A 23,145-nucleotide genomic window follows, 5' to 3' on the forward strand; every position below is an offset into this window, starting at 1 on the left:
TTTCTAGTAGTCTTCTAAGATGTCGCCGATTGGATCTCCGGAACCGCCGGCTGAACCACCGTTGCCGGAACCGCCTTGTTTTGAAAGGTTGAGGTAAATAAGAGCCATAGCAACACCGATTGCACCAAGAGCGATTAAAGTCAAATCACTAAGGGCTGCAAAGACAAAACCGAGAACGAAGAACGGCCAAACTTCACGAGTTGCCATCATGTTGATAACCATAGCATAACCAACGGCAACAACCATACCACCGCCGATAGTCATACCATCTGCCAGCCAGTCAGGAATCGCATTGAGCATCGATTGTACAGTTGATGTAGGAAGAGCCAGCAGAAGAGCTACAGGGAGAGCAATACGAAGGCCTTGCAGGAGAAGGGCAGTGAAGTGGGCACGTTCAACCCCAGCGATGTTGCCATTTTTAGCGGCCGCATCAGCACCATGGACGATAGCGACGGAAAGGGTCCGGACGATCATGGTAAGTGCAAGTCCGGCAACAGCCAATGGTACAGCCACAGCAGTTGCAACACCGATACCGCGCTGACTAAAGTCACCGCCTTTTATCATGATGATAGCGGCAGCAGTTGCTGCTAAGGCAATATCCGGTGCAACTGCTGCACCAATGTTTGCCCAGCCGAGAGCAATCATTTGAAGTGAGCCACCAAGGATAATACCTGCTTCAAGATGGCCTGTCACCAAACCGATCAATGTACATGAGACAAGCGGTTGGTGGAATTGAAATTGGTCGAGAATACCGTCTAACCCTGCGAAGAAGGCGACGATAACGACTAAAATCATAGAAATAATAGAAATATCTGACATGTTTCTACATCCTTCCTTTTTGATTAAGTTATAAATAAATTAATAAAGAGCACACGAGAAGATAATGGGCCTGTTTCAAGGAACAGTCATATTATCTTTATTGCACGTGAGCTTTTTCAATGAGTTCAAACAAGTCTTTTTGGGAGTCGTTTGGAACCTTACGAACATCGAATTTCACGCCTAAATCGCGGAGCTTTTCGAAAGTTGCGACATCATCTTTATCCATGGAAATAACATTGTTGACCATTGTTTTTCCGGTTGAGTGAGCCATTGAACCGATGTTTAATTCTTTGATCGGCACACCGCCTTCGATCGCTTCAAGAGCTTCTTGAGGTGTTTCAAAAAGAATCAGCGCGTGCGTATTGCCGAAACGAGGGTCTTTGGCTGCTTCAATCAATTTCTTAATTGGAACAACATTGGCTTTAACACCGCCTGGTGCGGCTTGCTTGATCAGACCTTTGCGCAGCTCGTCTTTTGCTACGGTATCAGATGCTACGATGATACGATCAGCCTTAGAAGCCGGTGTCCAGTTGGTAGCGACCTGTCCATGTAAAAGTCTGGTGTCAACACGGGCAAGGTTGATCTTGAGCTTACCATCACCAATAACTGTTCCTTCTGGGATGGAACCTTGAGGCGCAGCGCTTGCAACAGCGGCCGCAGGAGCAGTTTCTTTGGGCTGCAGCTCTTCAGGGAGGGCTTTGACACCATCCTTGGCCTCTTTGATAATATTTGCAGCTACCTTTTCAACCCCGGCAGACGCATCCATCATGCGTTCTGTATAGGCTTGAATCAGCATTGGCAAATTAAGTCCGGTGATGATCGCAAATTTACGGTCAGGATTTTCTTCCATGACACGGCTGGCCTGATTAAATGGAGATCCGCTCCACAAGTCAGCCAGAACTAAAATCTCATCATCCGCATCGAATGCAGCAATTGCATCGTTGAATTTGGCATAAAGGTCATCAGGTCCTTCACTTGGCATGAAAGTAACAACTTGAACTTTCTCTTGATCGCCAAAGATCATAGAACCAGATTGATGAATACCAGCGGCAAACTCACCATGACTGGCGATAATGATTCCGATAGCCATTCTTGTTCTTCCTCCTTATAAATATTTTTTCTCAATTAAAAAGAATAATGCTCCTTGCAAGAAGTCACAAAATTCTCCTTTGTTAAAGAAATTTAAGAACATTATTATTGTAAAACGTTTTCATGAAAAAAGCAATAGCTTTTTTAATAAAAAATTCAAAAAGCAGCAAAAAGCAGCAAAACTAGGCATTTTACAGGTGAAAAAAATTTCAGAAAAAGACAATGCTAATTTTATTTTTGAAAGGTTTTGGCAGAAATAATGACAACTAATGATAGTTTTTAGCACTATAAATAGTTAAAAAAAAAAAACGGGAAGGTGAGATACTTTTGTCTCACCTTCCTGTTTTTTATAGTCTAAAGCCTTGCTGCACAAGTGATAACTGCAACAGTTCCCTAATCAGCTGTAGGAAAGCAGAATTCGCCAATCTGCTTTGAATGACTGATTTCTGTACCGCTCTCAGCTGTGAATTGGAAAACTATTCCTCTTCTTCTTTTCCTGCCAGTGTTCTTGCTTTTTGAATGGCGTAGAAATACAGAACAATATAGGCAGCTTGGATCAAGAACGCATAGACTGAAAATTTATTGAACATAGAGAAATAAATAATGTTCAAAATTATGTTCAAAGTTGACACTGCAATCCCTAAATAATAAGGAATGGAGCTGACAGACTGTTCTTGCTTTAATTTTGATAAATTGATAAAGCAAAAAACAGTGATGGTGATATGAACGATGAGTGAAACAATCACAATCATGATACCCGTTGAGGAGATCGTTTGTTTGAGAGATTCTAATTGCTCTGCTGATAAGTTATATTTATCAATTGTCCCGTTTTTAAAAGCTCGAAGTACTGAAAAAACATTGATCAGCCCCAAAATTGCTCCAATAATATTTAAGATACTAAGAACAGCAACGGCGATTGTGCTGGTTTTAAGTGCCTGCCTTACTTTTTCGTATGATACCATATAAACCTCCTAAAATTAAAAAAGCCTGTGTTTGATAACACAAACTTATTTTAACATAAACTACAGCCGTTGAAAACAGGGCAAACAGACAATTCACTGTCTTAAAGCCTGTGTGAACAATCACCCTTTCAGCACTCTTTGATCCAAGAAGTTAATCTGGAATATAGGTCAGCTAATTTTTAAAGAAGATGTCAAAGTCAGCTTGGGACAGGCCGATCATAGGATCGATAGTCAATAGATTATCTTCAGTCAGGATATAGGAGTCTTTTTCAGATGACAGCGGATTTTCTTCGGTTTGCTCTGTATTTGATGGATCAGTCGGAACCTGATTGGTCTTTGGACCTTCAAACCGTTCAACAAGATAGGTTCGGCGCATAGTTCCCTGATTTTTAACGGCGTAATCAAAGGCTGCGATTTCACCGAGCATTATCAGCTTGCTTTTGGAGCGTGTGATGGCCGTATAAACGAGATTGCGCTGCAGGAGCCGCCCTCCCTGACGCGTGATAGGCAGAATGACGACTTTAAACTCACTGCCTTGAGATTTATGGATACTCATGGCGTAGGCCAGTGTAATCTTGCTCCATTCATTGCGAGGATAGGAAATCTCGGTTCCTTCAAAATCCATGATAATTTCATCCTGTTTGGATTCAGTGTATTTTGCCGGCAGCAAATCAGTGATGTAGCCGATGTCACCGTTAAAAACATTGATTTCAGCATCATTTACCAGATGAAGCACCTTATCACCTTTGCGGAAACGCAGCTCATTGAACTGAAATTCCAGCTGCCCGGCTAAGGGATTGAGGAGATCCTGCATCAGTGTGTTAAGGTTGTTAATGCCTGCCTGTCCGCGGTACATAGGTGCCAGAATTTGAACATCCTGAGCTGCAATGCCGCTTTTAAGAGCAGATTTGACAATCTTGGTTATCATGGGAGGAATGTGATTGCTCTGGGCCTCAAAATAAGAGCGGTCGGCCTTTTTTGCTGTGAAATCAGCAGGGAGAATCCCCTGACGAATCTGACTGGCCAAGGTGACAATCGTTGAATCCTCAGACTGTCTGAAAATCTTGGTTAGTGAGACCTGCGGCAGCGAGCTGATTTTCAGTAAATCAGCTAGGACCTGCCCCGGACCGACAGAAGGGAGCTGATCACTGTCACCGACAATAATAACCTGTGTGTCTGATGCGATAGCGCTGAACAGCTGATTGGCCAGCCAGGTATCTACCATGGAAAATTCATCAACAATAATTAAATCACAGTCCAAGAAATCTTCAAGCGCTTGGTAGTCACTGTCGCTGTTTAAGCCCAGATGGCGGTGGATAGTCGCACTGGGAAGGCCGGTCAATTCATTCATGCGTCTGGCTGCCCGGCCAGTCGGTGCAGCTAGAATAATAGGAATATCGCTGCTGCTGAGATCAAGGTTATGAAGGCCGGCATAGGCTTTAATGATACCATTGATAACCGTTGTTTTTCCTGTTCCCGGTCCGCCGGTTAAAAGAAAGATTTTGTTTTGAAGTGCCTTTTGGATAGCTTCCTTTTGAGTAATGTCATAGTGAATGGTGAAGTCTTCTTGAACATGGCTGATTTCAGCTTCGATGTCTTTATCGTCAATGGGCTTTTTTAACGGCTGATCAAGAATACGGGAGAGGTGTTTTTGAATGCCGATTTCCGCATAGAAAAGTGTATTATCAAAGATCTTAGTATCAATATTTTGCACCTTATCCTCAACAATAAGCTGGCTCAGCTCATGGGCTACCTGACTGGGATCAAGTTCCACCTGCCTTGACTCCTCAAGGATAAAAATGGCCTTTTCCAGTAATTCTTTAGCTTCAATGTAGGTGTCGCCCTTATTGATGGAAGTCTCCAGAAGAGTATGGACTAAAGCCGCGCGAAAGCGCTGGGGGGCGTCGCTTTCTATTCCCAGCTGCTCAGCCAGCTGGTCCGCCAGTTTGAAGCCGATGCCCTGAATATCTTCAACCAGCTGATAAGGATTTTCATTGATAATATCCAGACTGTCTTCTCGATAGTGATCGAAAATTTGAACGGCGAGTTTAGTGCTCAAACCGTATTCAGCCAGCTTGGCCAAAATTTGTTCGGTCCCGTAATTGAGGCGCAGTTTGCTGATGAATTTTTCTCTAGTGACTTTAGAGAGACCCGGTATAGTGCTTAGTTTACCGGGATCTTCTAAAATTTTATCAATAGGCTCATCGCCGTAAAGCTGGATGATTTTTTCGGCTGTTTTTCGTCCGATTCCCTTGAAATGTTCGCTGGAAAAATATTTAATGAGGCCGGCAGAAGAGGGTTTGGCACGCTCGTAACGCTCAACTTTCAGCTGTTGACCGTATTTGGGATGCTGGGTCATCTCTCCCCAAAAGGTGTAGTTTTCTCCTTCAATGACATCGGCAATGGTTCCTGTAACAATGATTTCAAAATCATCAAAATCACTGTCGGTATCATCGATTTCCAAAAGAATAATCTTAAAAAAATTACTGGCGTTTTCAAAGATAACACGCTCAATAGTGCCTGAAAAATAATAAGTCATAATCATTCCTTATAAAAAATCGAGAGCGGAAATAGTCTCAAAGCTGTCTGAGTTTATTTCCAACTCCCGTTGAATTGAAAGTCTTCTTATTTATTTGAAATAAAACGAACAGCGTTGAGCGGCCAGAAGCGGACTTTCACTTCACCCACCAGCTTGTCCTTAGAAAAAGTCCCGACCTGACGGCTGTCCTTGGAGACAATCCGGTCATCTCCCAAAAGAAGATAGCGATTTTTGGGCACTTTAATAGTAAAGCTGGCATTTCCTTGGCTGTCTGTGGTAAAGGCGGTGGATTTTGAAGCGAGTTCTTGGAAATAGGGATTGTAAGAATAGGTTTTGTACAATCTGTCCTCAGCAAATTTTTTCTTATATTGCTTCAGATAGGTTTCATTTGCTTTTTTGCCGTTGATCGAAAGCATGTCGTTTTTATAGGTGATGGTGTCGCCGGGCATGCCGATAACACGTTTAACGATATGTTTGTCACCTTCGGTAGCTACAACAATGTCAAAATGTTCAATAGATGCCGTTTTTACAACGATAAGGTGCTCTCCGTCAGCTAAAGTAGGATCCATAGAGTGGCCGTCTACCTGAACCGGGAACCAGACAAAGAGGCGCAAGAGCCCGAAAACGATAAAGAAGGACAAGAAGAGTCCCCATTCTTTTAAAAATCTTTTCATGATACCATCCTTATTATTTTAGTAGTTGATAAGCTTTTTCTGTGTTTTTGAAATGGAGTTTGGCTGTGCGTCTGAGCCCGTCTTCTCCGTAAGCTTTTAAAATCTGACTGGCTGTTTTATCGGATTGAGAACTTGCACCGCTGGGCAGGTTAAAACCGATCTCCTGACTTAAAGCAGCAAGATTGTCTAAAAAGAGTTTCCGAGCGATAATAGAGCTGACAGCTACTGCCAGATACTTTCCTTCTGCCTTTTCTTCCAGACTGATAGGATTAGAAAAACGATTGACTTCATGCTTCACATATTTTTGATAATTATTGAAGCTGGTGAAGGCGTCGATAACAATTTTATCAGGTGTTATTCCCTCCTGCAAAAGCAAAAAGATGGCCTGATTGTGCATAGCGACTTTAACAGAAACAGCATTGTGCCTGTGTTTTGGGCCTACTACCTGATTATATTTTTGAGGTGTCAAAAGCAGAGCCTTATGCGGTATTTTTTCCTCTAATAAGGGGGCAATCTGCCGAATTTTACTGTCTGTCAGATTTTTAGAATCATCTACGCCCAGCCCTTTTAAAAAAGGATAATCGGAAGGCCGGACAAAACTGGCAACCACTGCCAGACCGCCAAAATAAGATCCGTTTCCCACTTCATCAGAACCAATGAGAGAAAGATTTTTGCTGCTTTGCTCATCTTGATGGGCAGGCTCTGCCTGAAAACCTAAAGTGTGAGCAGCTTCTGAAATGTTTTTTCCTTGGAAAACAACCTTGCCTGAGGTGTAAATCAGGATTGTAGTCTCTTTAAACTTGGCAGCAAAACGAACGTAAGCATTGCTGTTTTGGACGCGATAGCTGCCGAGCTTGTGGATCATGTCTTGGACAGCCTTTTCGTCGAGCTGCAGAACAAAAGTATTCATAACCTATATTTTAGCATAAAAAAGCAAATCTTTGGAATATTCTAATGTAATATAAGTGATAAAAGGTTAACCAAAAATTTTTTACAAAAATTTTAAAAGAAATTTTCTCCTATTTTGCTTGCTTGAGAGAGGTTTTTGGAAAGAAATTAAAAAATCTCTAATTTACGAAAAAAAGATTTTACGCTATAATAAAATTCGAGGTGGACTTATGACAAGTAAAAATCGTTACAAATTCACATTTGGTGAAAAAACATTAACACTGACAACTGACAAAGACAATCTCTTTATGGAAGAGATTGAACGGGTTGCTAAAGAAAAATATGACGCCATTAAAGAAAAATTACCTCAGGCCGATGATGAAACGATTGCTATTTTAATGGCTATCAATGCCCTATCGACCCAGCTCAGCCGAGAAATTGATTTCGATAAAAAAGAAGAAGAGCTGGAAAAATTCAGGACGAAAGAACTATCTCTTCTGAAAGGCCGGGCACAGCGCAGCGGAGATAAAAAATGATATCGCTTTTGATTCTCTTGCTTTTAGCTTGGAATTTTTATATCGGCTATCACCGAGGCATTATCTTACAGGCCTATTACTTTGCAGCCAGCTTAATTTCACTGGGAATTGCGGCGGCTTACTATAAGCGACTGGCTCAGCTGCTGACGCTGTGGGTGCCGTATTCCAATGCCAGCGAGGGTGCGTCTGTTACTTTTTTCAGCTCAGTAGGCCTGTTCGAATTGGACAAGGTATTTTATGCGGGGCTGTCCTTTTTTAGCCTTTACGTCTTGGCTTATCTGATTTTTCGACTGATTGGTATTTTTGTGCATTTTGTCAGGCTGGATCGTTTTGACAGGCCTGTTTTTGCCTATGTCAGCGGGAGCTTAGCCGTTTTGGTGAGTGTGCTGTCATTCAATCTTTTTTTCAGTATCTTAGCAACGATTCCCGTTGCTGCAGTCCAGAATTTTCTGGCGGGAAGCTGGGTGATTCGTCTGCTGATTAACTTTCCCTTATTTTCATGGATTGTCAATCATTTTTGGATAGCAGCAGTATTAAAGTGAGGACTGACCTCACTTTTTTTGTTAAGGTTTTTAGTATCTGGCATTTTGCTGCATTATGGTATAATAAAGCCATGAATACAAAGATTTTAACGGCCTTAGAATTTGATAAGGTCAAAAAACAATTTGCCGGTTTTCTGCAAACCGAGCAAGGGCAAATAGAGTTAGACGGTTTGCTGCCGATGGCTGATAAGGCTAAGATAGAGCGTTCTTTTGAAGAGGTGGCAGATATTGAACAGATTTATCAAGAGTACGGCTCTTTTGGCTTCGGTCACAGTCAGGATGTTTCCGAGAGCCTGCGCCGCTTAGAATTAGGAGCCGATCTCAATATTCAAGAACTCCTTGCACTTAAGCGGGTTCTGCAAATATCAGCCGAGATTAGTGGCTTTTATGATAATTTGGAGAATGTTTCATTAACCGCTTTGGACGGCCTGTTTGAAAAAATTGAGCGTTTTCCTGATCTGCAGGGAAGCCTGCAGGCTATAAACGACAGCGGCTTTATTGAAGATTTTGCCAGTCCGGAATTAACGCAGATTCGCCACAAAATTCAGCAGAATGAGCAGCAAATCCGCCAGATTCTTCAGGAAATGCTAAAAAAGCAGGGAGACTTGCTGGCTGAAAATCTGATTGCCAGCCGCAGCGGCCGCAGTGTTTTGCCTGTCAAAAATACCTATCGCCACCGGATTGCAGGTGTCGTTCATGATATTTCCGCCTCTGGAAGTACTGTCTATATTGAACCCAGAGCTGTTGTCAACCTCAATGAGGACATGACACAGGCGCGTGCTGATGAGCGCCATGAAGTAATGCGTATTTTGCAAGCCTTGTCTGACAGGCTGCGCCCTGAGACCGCCTCTATCAGAAACAATGCTTGGCTGCTTGGGCATCTTGATGTTGCCCGTGCCAAGTATCTTTATATGAGAGAGTATCAAGCGTCCATTCCCAGCTTGACAGCAGATAAAACCATTCAGCTGCTGGGCGTCCGGCATCCTCTCCTGACTCATCCGGTCGCGAATGATCTGCATTTTGGCACGGATACAACTGCCATCTTAATTACCGGTCCCAATACAGGCGGTAAGACGATTATGCTGAAGACACTGGGCATGACCCAGCTGATGGCTCAGTCGGGCCTTCCCATTTTGGCTGACCAAGGGAGCAAAGCAGCTGTCTTTAAAGAAATATTTGCTGATATCGGTGATGAGCAGTCTATTGAACAAAGTCTGTCAACTTTTTCAAGCCACATGACGCATATCGTTGATATCCTGCAGACAGCTGACAAGGACAGCTTGGTTCTTTTTGATGAACTTGGCGCGGGGACAGACCCACAGGAAGGCGCAGCCTTGGCCATGAGTATACTGGAGCACCTGCGTCTGTCGGATATTAAGACAATGGTGACCACCCATTATCCCGAACTCAAGGCCTATGGCATTGAAGCTGATTATGTGGAAAATGCCAGCATGGAATTTGATATGGTGACTCTCAGTCCGACTTATCATTTCATGCAGGGAGTGCCGGGGCGTTCCAATGCCTTTGAAATAGCCCGCCGTCTGGGACTGTCAGAGATTATTGTTTCAGAAGCTGAAAATCTGACAGATACGGATTCTGATGTCAATCGAATTATTGAACGCTTGGAAAATCAGACAATCGAAAGCCGCAGGCGTCTGGATAATATCCGTGAGGTAGAACAGGAGAATCTCAAGTTTAATCGTGCTGTTAAAAAACTTTATAATGAATTTTCACATGCCAGAGATAAAGAATTGGACAAAGCAAAAGCCCAGGCTCAGGATATAGTTGATAAGGCTTTGGCAGAAAGTGATGACATTCTCAAGAATCTTCATGCCAAGTCGCAGCTTAAGCCTCATGAAGTCATCGAAGCCAAAAGGCAGCTTAAAACCTTGGCGCCCGATATTGATTTATCTAAAAACAAGGTCTTAAAAAAGGCCAAGAAAAAACGGGCAGCCCGGGTGGGAGACGATATTATCGTCAGCAGCTACGGGCAAAGGGGAACTCTTGTCAAGCAGCTTAAGGACGGCCGCTGGGAAGCTCAGGTCGGACTAATCAAAATGACTTTGCAGGAAAGTGAATTTGACTTAGTGAAAAAAGACAGTGTCAAAAATCCGCAGAAAAAACACGTTCAGGTGGTCAAAAGAAACTCTCAAAAAGCTCCCAGAGCTCGGCTTGATTTACGCGGCAAGCGTTATGAGGAAGCTATGCAGGAGCTGGATGAGTTCATTGATCAGGCACTGCTCAATAATATGGCTCAGGTAGATATTATCCACGGGATTGGAACAGGTGTTATCCGAGAAGGTGTCACCAAGTATTTACGCCGCAATAAGAATGTTAAAGAATTTGGCTATGCCCCGCAAAATGCAGGCGGTTCAGGAGCAACAATCGTCACCTTCAAATAGCGTAGCAAATATTAGGCAAATAATATCTTTTAGTGTAGAATAAGCTTATAAAAACAATGGAGGAAAACTACTATGACAAAAGCAGTCACAGATACAACCTTTGAAGCAGAAACAAAAGACGGTCTTGTTCTTGTTGATTTCTGGGCAACTTGGTGCGGTCCTTGTCTCATGCAGGCTCCCATCCTTGAACAGCTTTCAGAAGAATTGGACGAAGACGAACTCAAAATTGTCAAAATTGATGTTGATGAAAATCCTAATACAGCACAGCAATTTGGCATCATGAGCATTCCGACACTTCTCTTCAAGAAAAACGGCGAAGTTGTTAAACAAGTAGCCGGTGTTCATACCAAGGATCAGCTTAAGGCTATCGTAGCTGAACTTGGTTAATAATTGCGCGATTAGCAGCAAAAGGAGCGGGGCAGTTTTATCCGGTAGATAATTTTCCTCGCTCCTATAAAATTTAAGACAAAAAGGACCCTGATTTCTCAGGGCCTTTTTTAGGAGATTTTACCGCAGTCGTAGACCTTCAGGCCGTACGAATACGTATGCAACAGCTACTGTCAGCTTAAACGGCAAAGCCGTGAGAAGATGACTAGCAGTCACTGCTATGAAAAAGGTACGCTCGCTGTTTGAGCTTTAGCTCCTTACAGTGACGGATATCAAACAGTGTTCGGTGAGAGTTTACATTAGTTGTTACTATTTTAACAGCAAAACAACCCAACAAAAGTTGGGCTGCTTTTAGGAGATTTTACCGCAGTCGTAGACCTTCAGGTCGTACGAATACACATGCAGCAGCTACTGTCAGCTTAAGCGGTAAAACCGCGAGAAGATGACTGGCAGCCACTGATATGGAAAAGATACGTTCACTGTTTGAGTTTTAGCTTCTTTACAGTGATACCGAACATGTTCGGTGAAAGTTTACATTAGTTGTTACTATTTTAACAGCAAAACAACCCAACAAAAGTTGGGCTGCTTTTAGGAGATTTATGAAAAAGATACGCTCACCGTTTGAGCTTTAGCTCCTTACAGTGACGGATACCGAACAGTGTTCGGTGAAAGTTTTGGGATTCCTATTGCTAGGATGACTATAGTGTACGAACGTTTCCTTAAGATAGGCTTAAAGAATTCTTTCAGAAAGCTTAAATAAACATTTTTGCTCAGTCAAAGATCATTTCTGAGATGATTTTGCAAGGACAGGCAGGTGATTTTAACATTTTTTGGAGTCTATAGTTTTCAAATAGGCTTCTATCATTTTTTTCTGAGGTGTCGCCATGGGAAAACGGTCAAACTCTTTGGCAGAAACCCATCGAAGCTCATGTTTGGCTGGCAGACTGTCGCTTGCCGTGAATCCTTCTATCAGCTCAATTTGCCATTTTTGATGGCTGAAAGTGTGCTTGACAGGCTGAAAAATGTTATCGGACCAGTTGACAGTGAGCTTATAATCCTCTGAAAAGAGGTGTTTTTGCGACTGCGTTTCTAAAACAGTGGTCCCGTCGTTTTCAAAGAGACTTAGCTGTTGGCTGATAAAGTCCGTTTCCAGAAGCGGAAATGTCCAAAAGCCTCCCAATAAACGTCCCTTATTATTTTTTTCAAGCAGAAAATCGCCCTTTTGGTTGCGGATGACAAAGGCCTGAATCTGCACAGGCCGCGGCTTTTTCTTAGGCAGTTTAATCGGATACTTATCCATTGTCCCGTGAAGATAGGCAGCGCTGAAAGAGCGAACAGGACTTTCTTCCGGCCGTGGATTCTTGGCTGCTTCAATATCTGTTCCCAGGTCCATTAGAGCTTGGTTAAAATCTCCGGGTCGCTTCGGATCAATGAGTATTTTGGTGATAGTTTGGAAAATCTTTCGATTTTTAGGATCGCCAATATCATAGTCAACTTCAAAGAGCCTAGCCATCACCCGCATGACATTGCCGTCAACTGCCGGCTCCGGCAGGTCAAAAGCGATACTGGCAATAGCTCCGGCTGTGTAAGGACCGATTCCTTTTAACTTAGCGATAGCATCATAAGTATTGGGGAACTGACCGCCATGCTTTTCCATAATTTGCCGGGCAGCGGTCTGCATATTGCGCACACGGGAGTAATACCCCAAGCCTTCCCAAGCTTTAAGCAATCGTTCTTCGGGCGCCTGAGCCAAATCCTGAATGCTTGGAAACCAGTCCAAAAAACGTTCATAGTAGGGAATAACGGTTGTCACCTGAGTTTGCTGGAGCATAATTTCAGAGACCCAGATGCAGTAGGGATTTTTTGTCCGGCGCCAGGGCAGATCACGCTTTTCCTGATCATACCAAGCCAATAATGTTTTTCTAAAGGAGGCAATTTTGTCTGCTTCCCACATTTTGATACCGTAATCATTTAAATCTAGCATAAGTCTATTGTAGCAGATGCTGATTTATTTTCCAAAAAAGTCATATTTTTAATAGTTTTATCTTGACAAATGTAAGCGGTTACGGTAGAATAAATTTAGAAAAAAGATAAGAAATCATTAACGATAAGGAGGAATTCTTATGGTAAGATTGAATATCGCGCGGTATAAAAACGGAGATTGAATATTTCTATAAACCATTAGTTTTTTGTTAAATAGGAGGTGGCGCTTATGTTGATGCTTGATGTAGGTCGCTATAAGAACGGTGACAAAGAATAGACGGTAGGCAGTAACTTTACAAATAATGTTTTATTGTAGATGTGATAAAAAAGCAAGAGGGCGATTAAAGATTATAATCAGGATATGAGAAATAAGCGACCAGAGACGATTGTACGAAAAAAGAAGTTTTGGGTGGTCATTATTTAAAATCCTACAAGAAAAATGCTCGCGAGTAGAGTCCTCTGCTTTGATAATAAGAATAAAGTTATGGTCGACAATCTAGGTAGATATTTAGGTTGGAGAGCTCAAAGACCTAGTCATTCTTAAAATAGAATATAAAAGGAGGTCTACCATTTTAGAGATAAATCAGAAAGACTATGAAAATAGTGAATAACTCCTTGAAAATCAAAAAGTGCAAAGGAGAAGTCCAATGACACTTTAATTGTAAAAGCAGAAGGAACCCCGGCGATGAGCGTGTAAATCGTCGGGGTTTATCTATGTAGGTATGTTTTACGTCACATAGCTTCTATCAATTCCTGCAGCAGGTAAGATTACTTGTTTATGCCTGATTGGCGGCAGAGATTCTGAAACAGGAATACCGCGAGGAATTTAGAAAATTTTTTAATAGAGGAGACCAGTAAGATGACCAATTTTGTAAACAATAATTTCGCTGACATTCTTTTAAACCGTCATTCTGTGCGCCACTTTGATCCTGCTGTCAAAATCAGCCGTGATGAACTGGCGCAAATGATTGATGAAGCCCGTACAGCTCCATCAGCCTGCAACTTGCAGCCGTGGCGCTTTCTTGTCATTGACAGTGAGGAAGGCAAGGAAAAACTGCGTACTTTCTTTATGCGCTTTAATACGCCGCAGCTTGAAACAGCATCAGCTATTGTCATGATTTTTGGCGATACTGAAGCCTATAAATCTTATCGTGATTTGTGGAATAAAGCCTGTGATGACGGGCAAATAACCCCTGAAAAAAGGGATGAGGTTTTGAAAACTTTTCTGCCTTTATATGAAAATGCAAGCCGGGAAATGCTCTTATTCGATGCTAAGACTAACAGTGCTCTGGCAGCTATGCAGTTCATGCTGATCGCACGCGCTCACGGCTATGAAACAAACGCTATTCAAGGCTATAATTCCGGTGTGGCTGCTGAGACCTTGGGGCTGAATCCGGAACGCTATGTCCCATGTATGGCGATTGCCATTGGCAAACCAGATCCTGAAAAACAGTCAGCAGAATTCCATTCTCAGCGCTATCCGGTTGAAAAAATCAGTGAGTTTCTTTAGGAAATCAATAACCCCTGACTTTTTGTCAGGGGAAATCTTTGCTCATTTTTAGAAAACTCCTTGCATTTGTTCTATAATTTTTGTATAATAAGGTTTCGTGAGTATCCCTCACTTACTCATGGCAAAGACCGTGAGTCATTAGTCCAAAAGGAGGAAAAATCAATGGCAAAGTACGAAATTCTTTATATTATTCGTCCAAACATTGAAGAAGAAGCAAAAAATGCTTTGGTAGAACGCTTTGACGCTATCTTGAGCGACAACGGTGCAACTGTTGTTGAATCAAAAGATTGGGAAAAACGCCGTCTTGCATACGAAATCCAAGATTTCCGTGAAGGCCTCTACCATATTGTCAATGTTGAGGCTGAAGAAGCCGTAGCTCTTGACGAGTTTGACCGTCTTTCAAAAATCAACGGTGATATTCTTCGTCACATGATCGTTAAACTTGACGCTTAAGAAAGTAGTGGTCGTTTATGATTAATAATGTAGTACTCGTTGGTCGCATGACTCGTGATGCTGAGCTTCGTTACACTCCAAGTAATCAAGCTGTGGCAACTTTCACGCTTGCGGTTAACCGTAATTTTAAAAATCAAAATGGTGAACGTGAAGCTGACTTCATTAACATCGTGATTTGGCGCCAGCAGGCTGAAAATTTAGCTAACTGGGCCAAAAAAGGCACTCTGCTTGGAATTACAGGCCGTATTCAAACCCGTAATTATGAAAATCAGCAGGGTCAGCGTGTTTATGTCACAGAGGTTGTTGCCGACAATTTCCAAATTTTGGAAAGCCGTGCTACACGTGAAGCCCAATCTGGCAGTTATAATGCCGGCGGCAATTTTGGCGGAAGTAATTTTTCTGCCCAGCAGGATGCTTCGCAATCGCAAACACCAAACTTCGGCAGAGATGAAAGCCCATTTGGAAATTCCAATCCAATGGATATTTCAGATGACGATCTTCCATTCTAATGGAACGAATACAAAAATATAAAGAGGAGAAAACACATGGCTCAACAACGTCGTGGCGGATTTAAACGCCGTAAAAAAGTTGACTATATCGCAGCTAACAAGATTGAATATGTTGATTATAAAGATACTGAATTGCTTAGCCGTTTTGTTTCAGAGCGCGGAAAAATTCTTCCACGCCGCGTAACAGGTACTTCAGCTAAGAACCAACGCAAAGTAACAACAGCAATCAAACGTGCTCGCGTTATGGCACTTATGCCTTTCGTAAATGAAGACTAAGAAAAAGAGAGTGATTTTTATCACTCTTTTTTTAATATTGAATAACAGCTTCTCCAAAAGCGACTGTACCCGTCAGTGCAACGGATACAAGATCATCGCTGCTGGTGTCGTGGCTGCCTGAATAAGAAATGGCGGCAAAAGGTGTGCTTGTTTTATTGACGATACGCCAATTGCCGGGGATGCGAATATTGGTCTGACCAAAGGCAACATCAAGCCGGATTTCAGGAGAGTCTGTCATAAATTGTGCCTGAGTGAAATCAATTGACTGCTCACCGAATTTCGTGTTGATGTAAACGTTGGTTAATTGTTTTGAGGTTACATAAGTAGTGTTTTCTGAAAAGAATGTCCTAAGATAGAGGTCGGTTTCATTGTCAATATAATTGGCATTTTTTTCACCTTCAAAATGGCGGTGCGAAGTGCTCTTGCTTTTGTAAGTGTAGGAGCTGCGGGGTCTAATCAGATTATGCAGGATAACACCGATAAGAACGAGGCCGGCAAATAACGGGCCGGTGGAGTAGGTGAAGTGGAAGAGATCTTTAAGGTAAATGCTTAAAAATCCCAATCCGATAAAGAACAAAACGAAATTATGGCTGCTGATTCCAAAGAAAGCAAAGAGCAGGGCTAAAACCAGCATGCCGTCCAGAATCAAATGCAAGGCAGGAAAGAAGGCTATAGCAATAAAATAAAGAGCAAGCAGCAATAGCAGGAAATACCAAGAATATTCTTTTTTCATAATAAACTCCTTTTTTTCATGAGTAATTCTTTGTAATATTTTCGAGAAACCCAGGTTGTTTTGGCTGAATTTCTGAAGCTGATTTTTGGGGTGGAGGAAAAAGATTTGTTGATAGCAGAAATTTCAAGACTGTTGGCGATTTGACTCTTGCCGATTTGCTGGAAATAATCAGGCAGCAGTTCCATGAAATCACGCAGATTCAACCGGCTTTGATAGACCCTGTTTACTGTATGCACATAGGTCTTGCGATTGTTGATTTCGATGAAAATGATATCTGTGATGTTTAAAAAGAAAATTTCCTTTTCTGAAAATACCTCAACAGATTGGTGTTTAGAGTTTAAGTGAATTTCCATAACACCGGGTGCCACCCGGTCATCAAAAATATATCTCGTCTCCATGTATTAACTATAGCATAAAAAATTATAAAAAAGGCCACTTTCTTTCTAAGTGGTCATTTTTTATGTCTAAGCTGTCCTATTTGGCAGTGAAAATTATTTCGCGCTTTGCTGCGGAGCTAAGGCATTTTCAATATTATATTTCTTTTTGAGCAGGTAGCGAATACCAAAGGCAATAGCTCCCAGAATAAGCAGTGTCAGTCCTGAAAGCTTAGGATTAATAGCTGCCGGCAACAGACTTGATGCTGTGTAGAGCACCATCCAGAAGAACATAAAGAGAATCAGGATCCCAATTGATTTCAACAGACTTGGGCGTTCTTCCTTAGATTTTCCGGAATGCCGATAGACAAAGTGATAGCTTGCAAACATGACTGCACCGCCGCCAAAACCTATAAATAAGATTGACACAATGCCGTAGGTCGGTGTCTGTTTGCTGAAGAAATTCAACAGCCCCGTTACTAAAGCGACAATGGCAAGGAAAAAGAGGGAGGTGTCCAGCCACATCAGCCAAGGATTGGTATTTTTGGGAGCCGACTTATTTGCTCGGTCTTCTTCGTTTTCAATAAACTGAGCTGCCCAGACACTAGGTGCACCAAGGAAAGAACGGGCAGGAATACCCTGTTTTTGTTTTTCTAGGATATCCGGCAAGTATTCCTCAAGGATAGCTTTGATGTCTTGATCCGACTTGCCGGCTTGGATTAATTGGTGTGTGACGATATTGATAAATTCTTGATTCTTTTTGGTGAGGTTTTGTAAATCCATAGGGTAGAATTCTCCTGTTTATAAAAATCTAAGTAAAAATATAATGGGGAAAGGCAGGCTGCCACTTTCAGCAGCCGATTCGGCATGAAAGAATAGCTTATACCGCCCAGAAGGACAAATCGATAATATTTGACCTCCTGTACCAGTAAATGGGTAAGACATACCGCCAGATAGCGGATGGCGTAGAATGGCGAGACACTTTTAGTGTCCGACATTCTTACCCATTTAGAACCATTTCTTTCTAATAAAGTAGATGACAACGATTGAGCTCATAGCTGCTGCGATTAGAACGATATACCAGAAAGCGTGCTCCATGCCGTTTAGAGGCAGCCAGTTGTTTTGGAAGTTCATGCCATAGGCAGAAAAGATAACGGTTGGAATATCAAGGGCCATGGTCATCAGTGCCAAAGTTTTCATAATGGTATTTTGATTATTGGAAATGATGGAGGCTGAGGTTTCTGTCATAACATTAAGGACATTCTCATAGATGCCTGCCATCTCAATCGCTTGCTGGGTTTCAATCAGGGTGTCTTCCAGCAGGTCCTCGTCTTCAACATATTTTTTGAGACTGGAGGTGCTGCCGGAGAGTTTTTTGACAATGCGTTCGTTCAGTTTGAGAGAAGCTCGCAGGTAGACAATGGACTTTTCCAGCTCCATCATGTCAATCAGCTGCTCATTGCGTGTCGCTTTTTCCAGCTGGGCTTCAATTTTATCACTTTGGCGGTCGATCGAACGAAGGGCTGTCAGATAGAGTCCTGCGTTTCGGTAAAGAAGCTGAAAGACAAAGCGCGTCTTCATAAAAGTGTAAAAATTGCGGATCCGATGATTCAAGAAATTGTCAAAGAGCGTCAGAGGCTCTAAGCAAGTCGTGATAACAGCTGTTTGAGTGACAATGATTCCCAAAGGAATCGTAATATAGTAACTGCGGCTGTTGCGCTCTTCCGATGTAGGAACGTCAACGATGATAAGCGTGTAATTATCTTCTATGGAAACCCGAGATGTTTCTTCGACATCGAGCGGTGCCCGCAAGTCGGTGATATCAATATTGAAAGTTTCGGCCACCTGCATTGACTCTTCCTGGGAGGGGTTGACCAAATTAATCCAAGCACCCGGCTCGAATGTTTCGATTTCTTTGAATTCTGTTGCTGTTGAAAGAAACATTTGCTTCATGACAAGCCCTCCTCTTCGTTTAATTAATGCATACTGTTCTATTATACTACATTTGAAACATTTTGGGGCAACTGATTCTTAAATATTTGTTATAATAAGAAGATAAGACTAGAGAGAAGGCTTCATTAGTTATGCAGGATAAATTAATTATTCACGGAGCGCGTGCTCATAATTTGAAAAATATTGACGTGGAAATTCCGCGCGATAAGCTGATTGTTATGACAGGCCTGTCGGGATCAGGGAAATCAAGCCTTGCATTTGATACCATTTATGCGGAGGGTCAGCGCCGTTATGTTGAGAGTCTGTCAGCTTATGCCAGACAGTTTTTGGGAAATATGGATAAACCCGATGTGGATTCTATTGATGGTCTCAGCCCTGCCATTTCCATAGACCAAAAAACAACCAGCAAAAATCCACGTTCAACTGTGGGGACAGTCACAGAAATCAACGACTACCTGCGGCTTTTATATGCACGTGTCGGTGTGCCTTACTGCAAAAACGGGCACGGTGCGATTACAGCTTCATCTGTGGAGCAGATTGTGGATCAGGTTTTGACTCTGCCTGAGCGGACGCGCATGCAGATTTTAGCTCCTATTGTCCGCCGAAAAAAGGGACGGCACAAGTCTATTTTTGAGCGTATTCAAAAAGATGGCTATGTCCGCGTGCGGGTTGACGGTGATATTGTTGATGTGGCAGAAGTACCTGAACTCTCCAAAAGCAAGATGCACAATATTGAAGTAGTTGTTGACCGCTTAATACAAAAAGAGGGCATTCGCGGCCGGCTGTTTGATTCGATCGAAGCAGCTCTGCGCTTGGGTGACGGCTATGTTATTATTGATACGATGGATGGCAATGAATTAATCTTTTCGGAACATTATTCCTGCCCTGTCTGCGGCTTTACGGTACCTGAGCTGGAACCGCGCCTCTTTTCTTTCAATGCTCCCTTTGGTTCCTGCCCGACCTGTGATGGTCTGGGTATCAAATTGGAAGTGGACTTGGATTTGGTTATTCCGGATGAGTCCAAAACGCTGAGAGAAGGAGCACTTGCCCCTTGGAATCCTATCTCGTCCAATTATTACCCGCAGATGCTTGAACAGGCCATGACAGCTTTTGGCGTTGACATGGATGTTCCCTTTAAAGAGCTGTCGGATGAGGCTAAAAATCTGATTTTATATGGCTCTGACGGCAAAGAATTTCATTTTCACTATGAAAATGAATTCGGCGGTGTCAGAGATATTGATATTCCTTTTGAAGGCATTGTCAGCAATATCAGCCGCCGCTATCACGAAACCAACAGCGACTTTACCCGCAATGTCATGCGCGGCTATATGAATGAGCTGCCCTGCGCAACCTGTCACGGCTACCGCCTCAATGATCAGGCGCTCTGCGTGCGTGTAGGCGGTGAAGACGGACTGAATATCGGTCAGGTGTCTGATTTATCCATTGCCGATCATCTGAATTTACTGACGCACTTAGAGCTGTCAGATAACGAGAAAACCATTGCCACGCCGATTGTCAAGGAGATTAAAGATCGCCTGACTTTTCTCAACAATGTCGGGCTCAATTACCTGACGCTTTCGCGCTCGGCCGGAACACTTTCCGGCGGTGAAAGCCAGCGGATTCGCTTGGCCACTCAGATTGGTTCGAATTTGAGCGGTGTTCTTTATATTTTGGATGAGCCTTCGATTGGTCTCCACCAAAGAGACAATGACCGCCTGATTTCAAGCCTTAAGAAAATGCGCGATCTGGGCAACACGTTAATTGTGGTTGAACACGATGAAGATACCATGATGTCAGCTGACTGGCTGGTTGACGTGGGACCGGGAGCCGGTGCTGCAGGCGGAGAGATTGTCGCTTCCGGCACCCCTAAACAGGTTGCTAAAAATAAAAAGTCTATTACCGGACAGTACCTGTCCGGCAAAAAGAAGATTCCTGTGCCGCTTGAGCGCCGCAGAGGAAACGGACGTTTTATTGAAGTTAAGGGAGCGGCAGAAAATAATCTGCAAAATATCACTGTTAAGTTTCCTCTGGGAAAATTCATTGCTGTAACAGGGGTTTCAGGATCCGGGAAGTCAACCCTTGTTAACAGTATTTTAAAGAAGGCTATTGCGCAAAAGCTTAACCGCAATTCTGAAAAGCCCGGGAAATACAAGTCTATTTCTGGCATTGAGCATATTGATCGCTTGATTGATATTGACCAAAGTCCTATCGGACGCACACCACGGTCAAACCCGGCAACTTATACCGGTGTGTTTGATGATATCAGGGATTTGTTTGCCCAAACCAATGAGGCTAAAATACGAGGTTATAAAAAAGGCCGCTTCTCTTTCAACGTCAAAGGCGGCCGCTGTGAAGCCTGCTCGGGTGACGGCATCATCAAGATTGAAATGCACTTTTTGCCGGATGTCTATGTACCTTGTGAGGTTTGCCATGGCACCCGTTACAACAGTGAAACTCTGGAAGTTCATTACAAGGAGAAGAATATTGCGGAAATTCTTGACATGACGGTCAACGATGCCGCAGAATTCTTTGCTCCCATTCCTAAGATTGCCCGCAAGATTCAGACGATCAAGGATGTTGGTCTCGGCTATGTGACTCTCGGGCAGCCGGCAACAACACTGTCAGGCGGTGAAGCGCAGCGGATGAAACTGGCCAGTGAACTCCATAAACGCTCCACCGGCAAGAGTTTTTATATTTTAGACGAGCCGACAACCGGTCTTCATACCGATGACATTGCCAGACTTCTAAAAGTTTTAGAGCGTTTTGTTGATGATGGCAATACGGTGCTTGTCATTGAGCATAATTTGGATGTTATTAAGACTGCAGACCATATTATTGATTTAGGCCCTGAAGGCGGAGTTGGCGGCGGTCAGATTATTGCGACCGGCACACCGGAAGAAGTGGCCGGCATTCCTGCCAGCTTTACGGGTCAGTATTTGAAAGGTAAATTAAATGAATAAGAGGCTGCTGAGATTTGAAGAAAAACTGTCCCAGTCGCCGGCAGATGCTATCTTGGTGACCGGGCAGAATAATATTTACTATTTGACCGGTTTTTGGGGAACTGAAGCGACTGTTTTTATCAGTCCTAAACGCAGAATTTTACTGACAGATTCTCGTTATACGCTGATTGCCAGACAAACCGTTTCAGGCTTTGATATTGTTGAGACGCGCTCAGCTCTGAACAGCATTGCTGACATCATCAAGGCAGACGGCCTAAAAACAATCGGCTTTGACAGTCAGGTGACTTACAGTTTTTATCAGCAGCTGGAAGAAATTTTTGCCGGTTATCATCTGCATCCTATGACTGATTTTGTTGAAGAACTGCGTATGATTAAAGACGCTGACGAAATTGAAGCTGTGCGGTGTGCCTGTGCCATTTCTGATAAAGCATTCTTGGATGTGCTTGATTTTATCAAGCCGGGACAAACAACTGAGCTGGACGTAGCTAATTTCTTAGATTTTCGCATGAGAAAATACGGTGCAAGCAGTGTATCTTTTGAAACGATTGCGGCATCCGGCTATCGCTCTGCCATGCCCCACGGAGTAGCTTCCGATAAGGTTATTCAAAAGGGAGAAACGCTGACTCTTGATTTTGGCTGCTACTACCATCACTATGTTTCTGACATGACTCGGACGATTCATATCGGGCAGGTCAGCGATCAGGAGCGGGAAATCTATGATATCGTGCTGCGAAGCAATCAGGCTTTAATTGCGGCTGCTAAGGCCGGAGTGACTTACCGTGCTTATGATTGCATTGCGCGTGAAGTGATTGATTCTGCCGGCTATGGAGCGTATTTTACGCATGGCATCGGCCATGGAATTGGTCTGGATATTCACGAGATTCCTTATTTCGGAAAATCTGATGAGGCTATTCAGGCGGGCATGATTCTGACTGATGAGCCCGGCATCTATCTTGAAAACAAATACGGCGTCAGAATTGAAGATGATCTGCTGATTACAGAAAATGGCTGCGAGGTTCTGACTCAGGCTCCGAAAGAATTAATTGTTTTATAGGAGAAAAGAGATATGACTGATAAAAAACGCCTATCCTGGCAAGATTATTTTATGGCTAATGCAGAGCTGATTTCCAAGCGCTCAACCTGCAACCGCGCTTATGTCGGGGCTGTGCTGGTTAAAAATAAGCGGATCATTGCCACAGGTTACAACGGCGGTGTGTCCGATACGGATAACTGTGATGAAGTCGGCCACCAAATGGAAGACGGACACTGTATCCGAACGGTTCACGCTGAGATGAACGCGCTCATCCAGTGTGCTAAAGAGGGCATTTCGACCAACAATACTGAAATTTATGTCACGCATTTCCCCTGTATTAATTGTACCAAGGCACTCCTGCAGGCAGGAATCAGCAAGATTACCTACAAGACAGCCTACCGTCCGCATCCTTTTGCGATTGAGCTTTTAGAGGCCAAAAATGTTCCTTATTTTCAGCACGATGTACCGGAAATTCATCTGGGTCAGCAGGAAGAGAGCAGCTCAGAAAACATTTGAGAATGCC

Annotated in this window: 22 protein-coding genes and 1 pseudogene; 12 read left to right on the forward strand and 11 right to left on the reverse strand. The window is 43.0% G+C overall.

What is annotated here, in order from left to right; genetic code table 11:
* Positions 1 to 3: 3 nt before the first annotated feature.
* Together G573_RS0103055 and G573_RS0103060 are read right to left on the reverse strand one after the other, a co-directional pair.
* Complete coding sequence (locus G573_RS0103055) at positions 4 to 819, reverse strand: PTS mannose/fructose/sorbose transporter subunit IIC (RefSeq protein WP_027975334.1); 816 nt, start codon at positions 817 to 819, stop codon at positions 4 to 6.
* A gap of 97 nt (positions 820 to 916) precedes the next feature.
* On the reverse strand, positions 917 to 1,909 hold the full coding sequence (locus G573_RS0103060) for a PTS sugar transporter subunit IIB (RefSeq protein ID WP_027975335.1): 993 nt from the start codon (positions 1,907 to 1,909) through the stop codon (positions 917 to 919).
* Here G573_RS0103060 and G573_RS0103065 point away from each other — a divergent pair.
* Positions 1,893 to 2,168 (forward strand): hypothetical protein, encoded by a 276-nt coding sequence (locus tag G573_RS0103065; protein ID WP_156888789.1) that lies wholly within the window; start codon positions 1,893 to 1,895, stop codon positions 2,166 to 2,168. The two genes, G573_RS0103060 and G573_RS0103065, sit on opposite strands and share 17 nt — an antisense overlap.
* A 216-nt stretch (positions 2,169 to 2,384) precedes the next feature.
* Here the strand turns inward: G573_RS0103065 and G573_RS0103070 are convergent, their stop codons facing one another.
* The 4 genes and pseudogenes from G573_RS0103070 to rnhC form a co-directional block, all read right to left on the reverse strand.
* Entirely contained in the window at positions 2,385 to 2,870 is a 486-nt protein-coding gene (locus G573_RS0103070) for a hypothetical protein (RefSeq protein ID WP_027975337.1), read from the reverse strand.
* A 342-nt stretch (positions 2,871 to 3,212) separates the two neighbouring features.
* A pseudogene (gene recD2, locus G573_RS0103075) lies at positions 3,213 to 5,409 on the reverse strand (SF1B family DNA helicase RecD2); the annotation flags it as partial.
* A gap of 86 nt (positions 5,410 to 5,495) precedes the next feature.
* A complete protein-coding gene (gene lepB / locus G573_RS0103080) occupies positions 5,496 to 6,083 on the reverse strand; it encodes a signal peptidase I (protein WP_027975339.1) in 588 nt (195 codons plus the stop codon).
* A gap of 13 nt (positions 6,084 to 6,096) precedes the next feature.
* Positions 6,097 to 6,993, reverse strand: a complete 897-nt coding sequence (gene rnhC / locus G573_RS0103085; protein WP_027975340.1) for a ribonuclease HIII — start codon at positions 6,991 to 6,993, stop codon at positions 6,097 to 6,099.
* Between the two features lie 208 nt (positions 6,994 to 7,201).
* Between rnhC and G573_RS0103090 the strand changes: the two genes are divergently transcribed.
* The 4 genes from G573_RS0103090 to trxA all read left to right on the forward strand — a co-directional run bounded on the left by G573_RS0103090 (position 7,202) and on the right by trxA (position 10,838).
* Positions 7,202 to 7,507 carry a cell division protein ZapA gene (locus G573_RS0103090; protein WP_027975341.1) on the forward strand — a complete coding sequence of 102 codons (306 nt, stop codon included), beginning with the start codon at positions 7,202 to 7,204 and terminating at the stop codon, positions 7,505 to 7,507.
* On the forward strand, positions 7,504 to 8,049 hold the full coding sequence (locus G573_RS0103095; protein WP_027975342.1) for a CvpA family protein: 546 nt from the start codon (positions 7,504 to 7,506) through the stop codon (positions 8,047 to 8,049). Before G573_RS0103090 ends, G573_RS0103095 begins: the two co-directional genes overlap by 4 nt.
* A 71-nt stretch (positions 8,050 to 8,120) precedes the next feature.
* The gene (locus G573_RS0103100; RefSeq protein WP_027975343.1) at positions 8,121 to 10,451 is read left to right on the forward strand and encodes an endonuclease MutS2; all 2,331 of its coding nucleotides are present in this window, start codon (positions 8,121 to 8,123) and stop codon (positions 10,449 to 10,451) included.
* A 72-nt stretch (positions 10,452 to 10,523) separates the two neighbouring features.
* Positions 10,524 to 10,838 (forward strand): thioredoxin, encoded by a 315-nt coding sequence (gene trxA, locus G573_RS0103105; protein WP_027975344.1) that lies wholly within the window; start codon positions 10,524 to 10,526, stop codon positions 10,836 to 10,838.
* Between the two features lie 820 nt (positions 10,839 to 11,658).
* Here trxA and mutY read toward each other — a convergent pair.
* The gene (mutY, locus tag G573_RS0103110) at positions 11,659 to 12,822 is read right to left on the reverse strand and encodes an A/G-specific adenine glycosylase (protein ID WP_027975345.1); all 1,164 of its coding nucleotides are present in this window, start codon (positions 12,820 to 12,822) and stop codon (positions 11,659 to 11,661) included.
* 858 nt (positions 12,823 to 13,680) lie between these two features.
* On the opposite strand from mutY, the gene G573_RS0103115 reads away from it, so the two are divergent.
* The 4 genes from G573_RS0103115 (at position 13,681) to rpsR (ending at position 15,569) form a co-directional block, all read left to right on the forward strand.
* Positions 13,681 to 14,331, forward strand: a complete 651-nt coding sequence (locus G573_RS0103115) for a nitroreductase family protein (RefSeq protein ID WP_027975346.1) — start codon at positions 13,681 to 13,683, stop codon at positions 14,329 to 14,331.
* Between the two features lie 162 nt (positions 14,332 to 14,493).
* Positions 14,494 to 14,784 carry a 30S ribosomal protein S6 gene (gene rpsF, locus G573_RS0103120; RefSeq protein WP_027975347.1) on the forward strand — a complete coding sequence of 97 codons (291 nt, stop codon included), beginning with the start codon at positions 14,494 to 14,496 and terminating at the stop codon, positions 14,782 to 14,784.
* Positions 14,785 to 14,801: 17 nt separating this feature from the next.
* The gene (locus G573_RS0103125) at positions 14,802 to 15,293 is read left to right on the forward strand and encodes a single-stranded DNA-binding protein (RefSeq protein ID WP_027975348.1); all 492 of its coding nucleotides are present in this window, start codon (positions 14,802 to 14,804) and stop codon (positions 15,291 to 15,293) included.
* 36 nt (positions 15,294 to 15,329) lie between these two features.
* The gene (rpsR, locus tag G573_RS0103130; RefSeq protein ID WP_000068664.1) at positions 15,330 to 15,569 is read left to right on the forward strand and encodes a 30S ribosomal protein S18; all 240 of its coding nucleotides are present in this window, start codon (positions 15,330 to 15,332) and stop codon (positions 15,567 to 15,569) included.
* Positions 15,570 to 15,600: 31 nt separating this feature from the next.
* Here the strand turns inward: rpsR and G573_RS0103135 are convergent, their stop codons facing one another.
* The 4 genes from G573_RS0103135 to G573_RS0103150 all read right to left on the reverse strand — a co-directional run bounded on the left by G573_RS0103135 (position 15,601) and on the right by G573_RS0103150 (position 18,629).
* Complete coding sequence (locus G573_RS0103135) at positions 15,601 to 16,302, reverse strand: LiaF domain-containing protein (protein WP_027975349.1); 702 nt, start codon at positions 16,300 to 16,302, stop codon at positions 15,601 to 15,603.
* Positions 16,299 to 16,655, reverse strand: coding sequence for a LytTR family DNA-binding domain-containing protein (locus G573_RS0103140; RefSeq protein ID WP_037586735.1), 357 nt, complete (start codon positions 16,653 to 16,655; stop codon positions 16,299 to 16,301). The genes G573_RS0103135 and G573_RS0103140 overlap by 4 nt, the downstream gene beginning before the upstream one ends.
* Before the next feature lie 138 nt (positions 16,656 to 16,793).
* Positions 16,794 to 17,459 carry a DUF1129 domain-containing protein gene (locus G573_RS0103145; RefSeq protein WP_027975351.1) on the reverse strand — a complete coding sequence of 222 codons (666 nt, stop codon included), beginning with the start codon at positions 17,457 to 17,459 and terminating at the stop codon, positions 16,794 to 16,796.
* A 225-nt stretch (positions 17,460 to 17,684) separates the two neighbouring features.
* Positions 17,685 to 18,629 carry a magnesium transporter CorA family protein gene (locus tag G573_RS0103150; RefSeq protein WP_027975352.1) on the reverse strand — a complete coding sequence of 315 codons (945 nt, stop codon included), beginning with the start codon at positions 18,627 to 18,629 and terminating at the stop codon, positions 17,685 to 17,687.
* Between the two features lie 131 nt (positions 18,630 to 18,760).
* Between G573_RS0103150 and uvrA the strand changes: the two genes are divergently transcribed.
* From uvrA to G573_RS0103165, 3 genes are read left to right on the forward strand one after another with little or no spacing between them, the layout of a single operon-like run.
* A complete protein-coding gene (gene uvrA / locus G573_RS0103155; protein WP_027975353.1) occupies positions 18,761 to 21,589 on the forward strand; it encodes an excinuclease ABC subunit UvrA in 2,829 nt (942 codons plus the stop codon).
* Entirely contained in the window at positions 21,582 to 22,643 is a 1,062-nt protein-coding gene (locus tag G573_RS0103160) for a M24 family metallopeptidase (protein WP_027975354.1), read from the forward strand. The genes uvrA and G573_RS0103160 overlap by 8 nt, the downstream gene beginning before the upstream one ends.
* 12 nt (positions 22,644 to 22,655) lie before the next feature.
* Positions 22,656 to 23,138 carry a deoxycytidylate deaminase gene (locus G573_RS0103165; RefSeq protein WP_027975355.1) on the forward strand — a complete coding sequence of 161 codons (483 nt, stop codon included), beginning with the start codon at positions 22,656 to 22,658 and terminating at the stop codon, positions 23,136 to 23,138.
* The last annotated feature ends 7 nt before the right edge of the window (positions 23,139 to 23,145 follow it).

It is taken from the genome of Streptococcus devriesei DSM 19639, assembly GCF_000423725.1.
Classification (GTDB): Bacteria; Bacillota; Bacilli; order Lactobacillales; family Streptococcaceae; genus Streptococcus; species Streptococcus devriesei.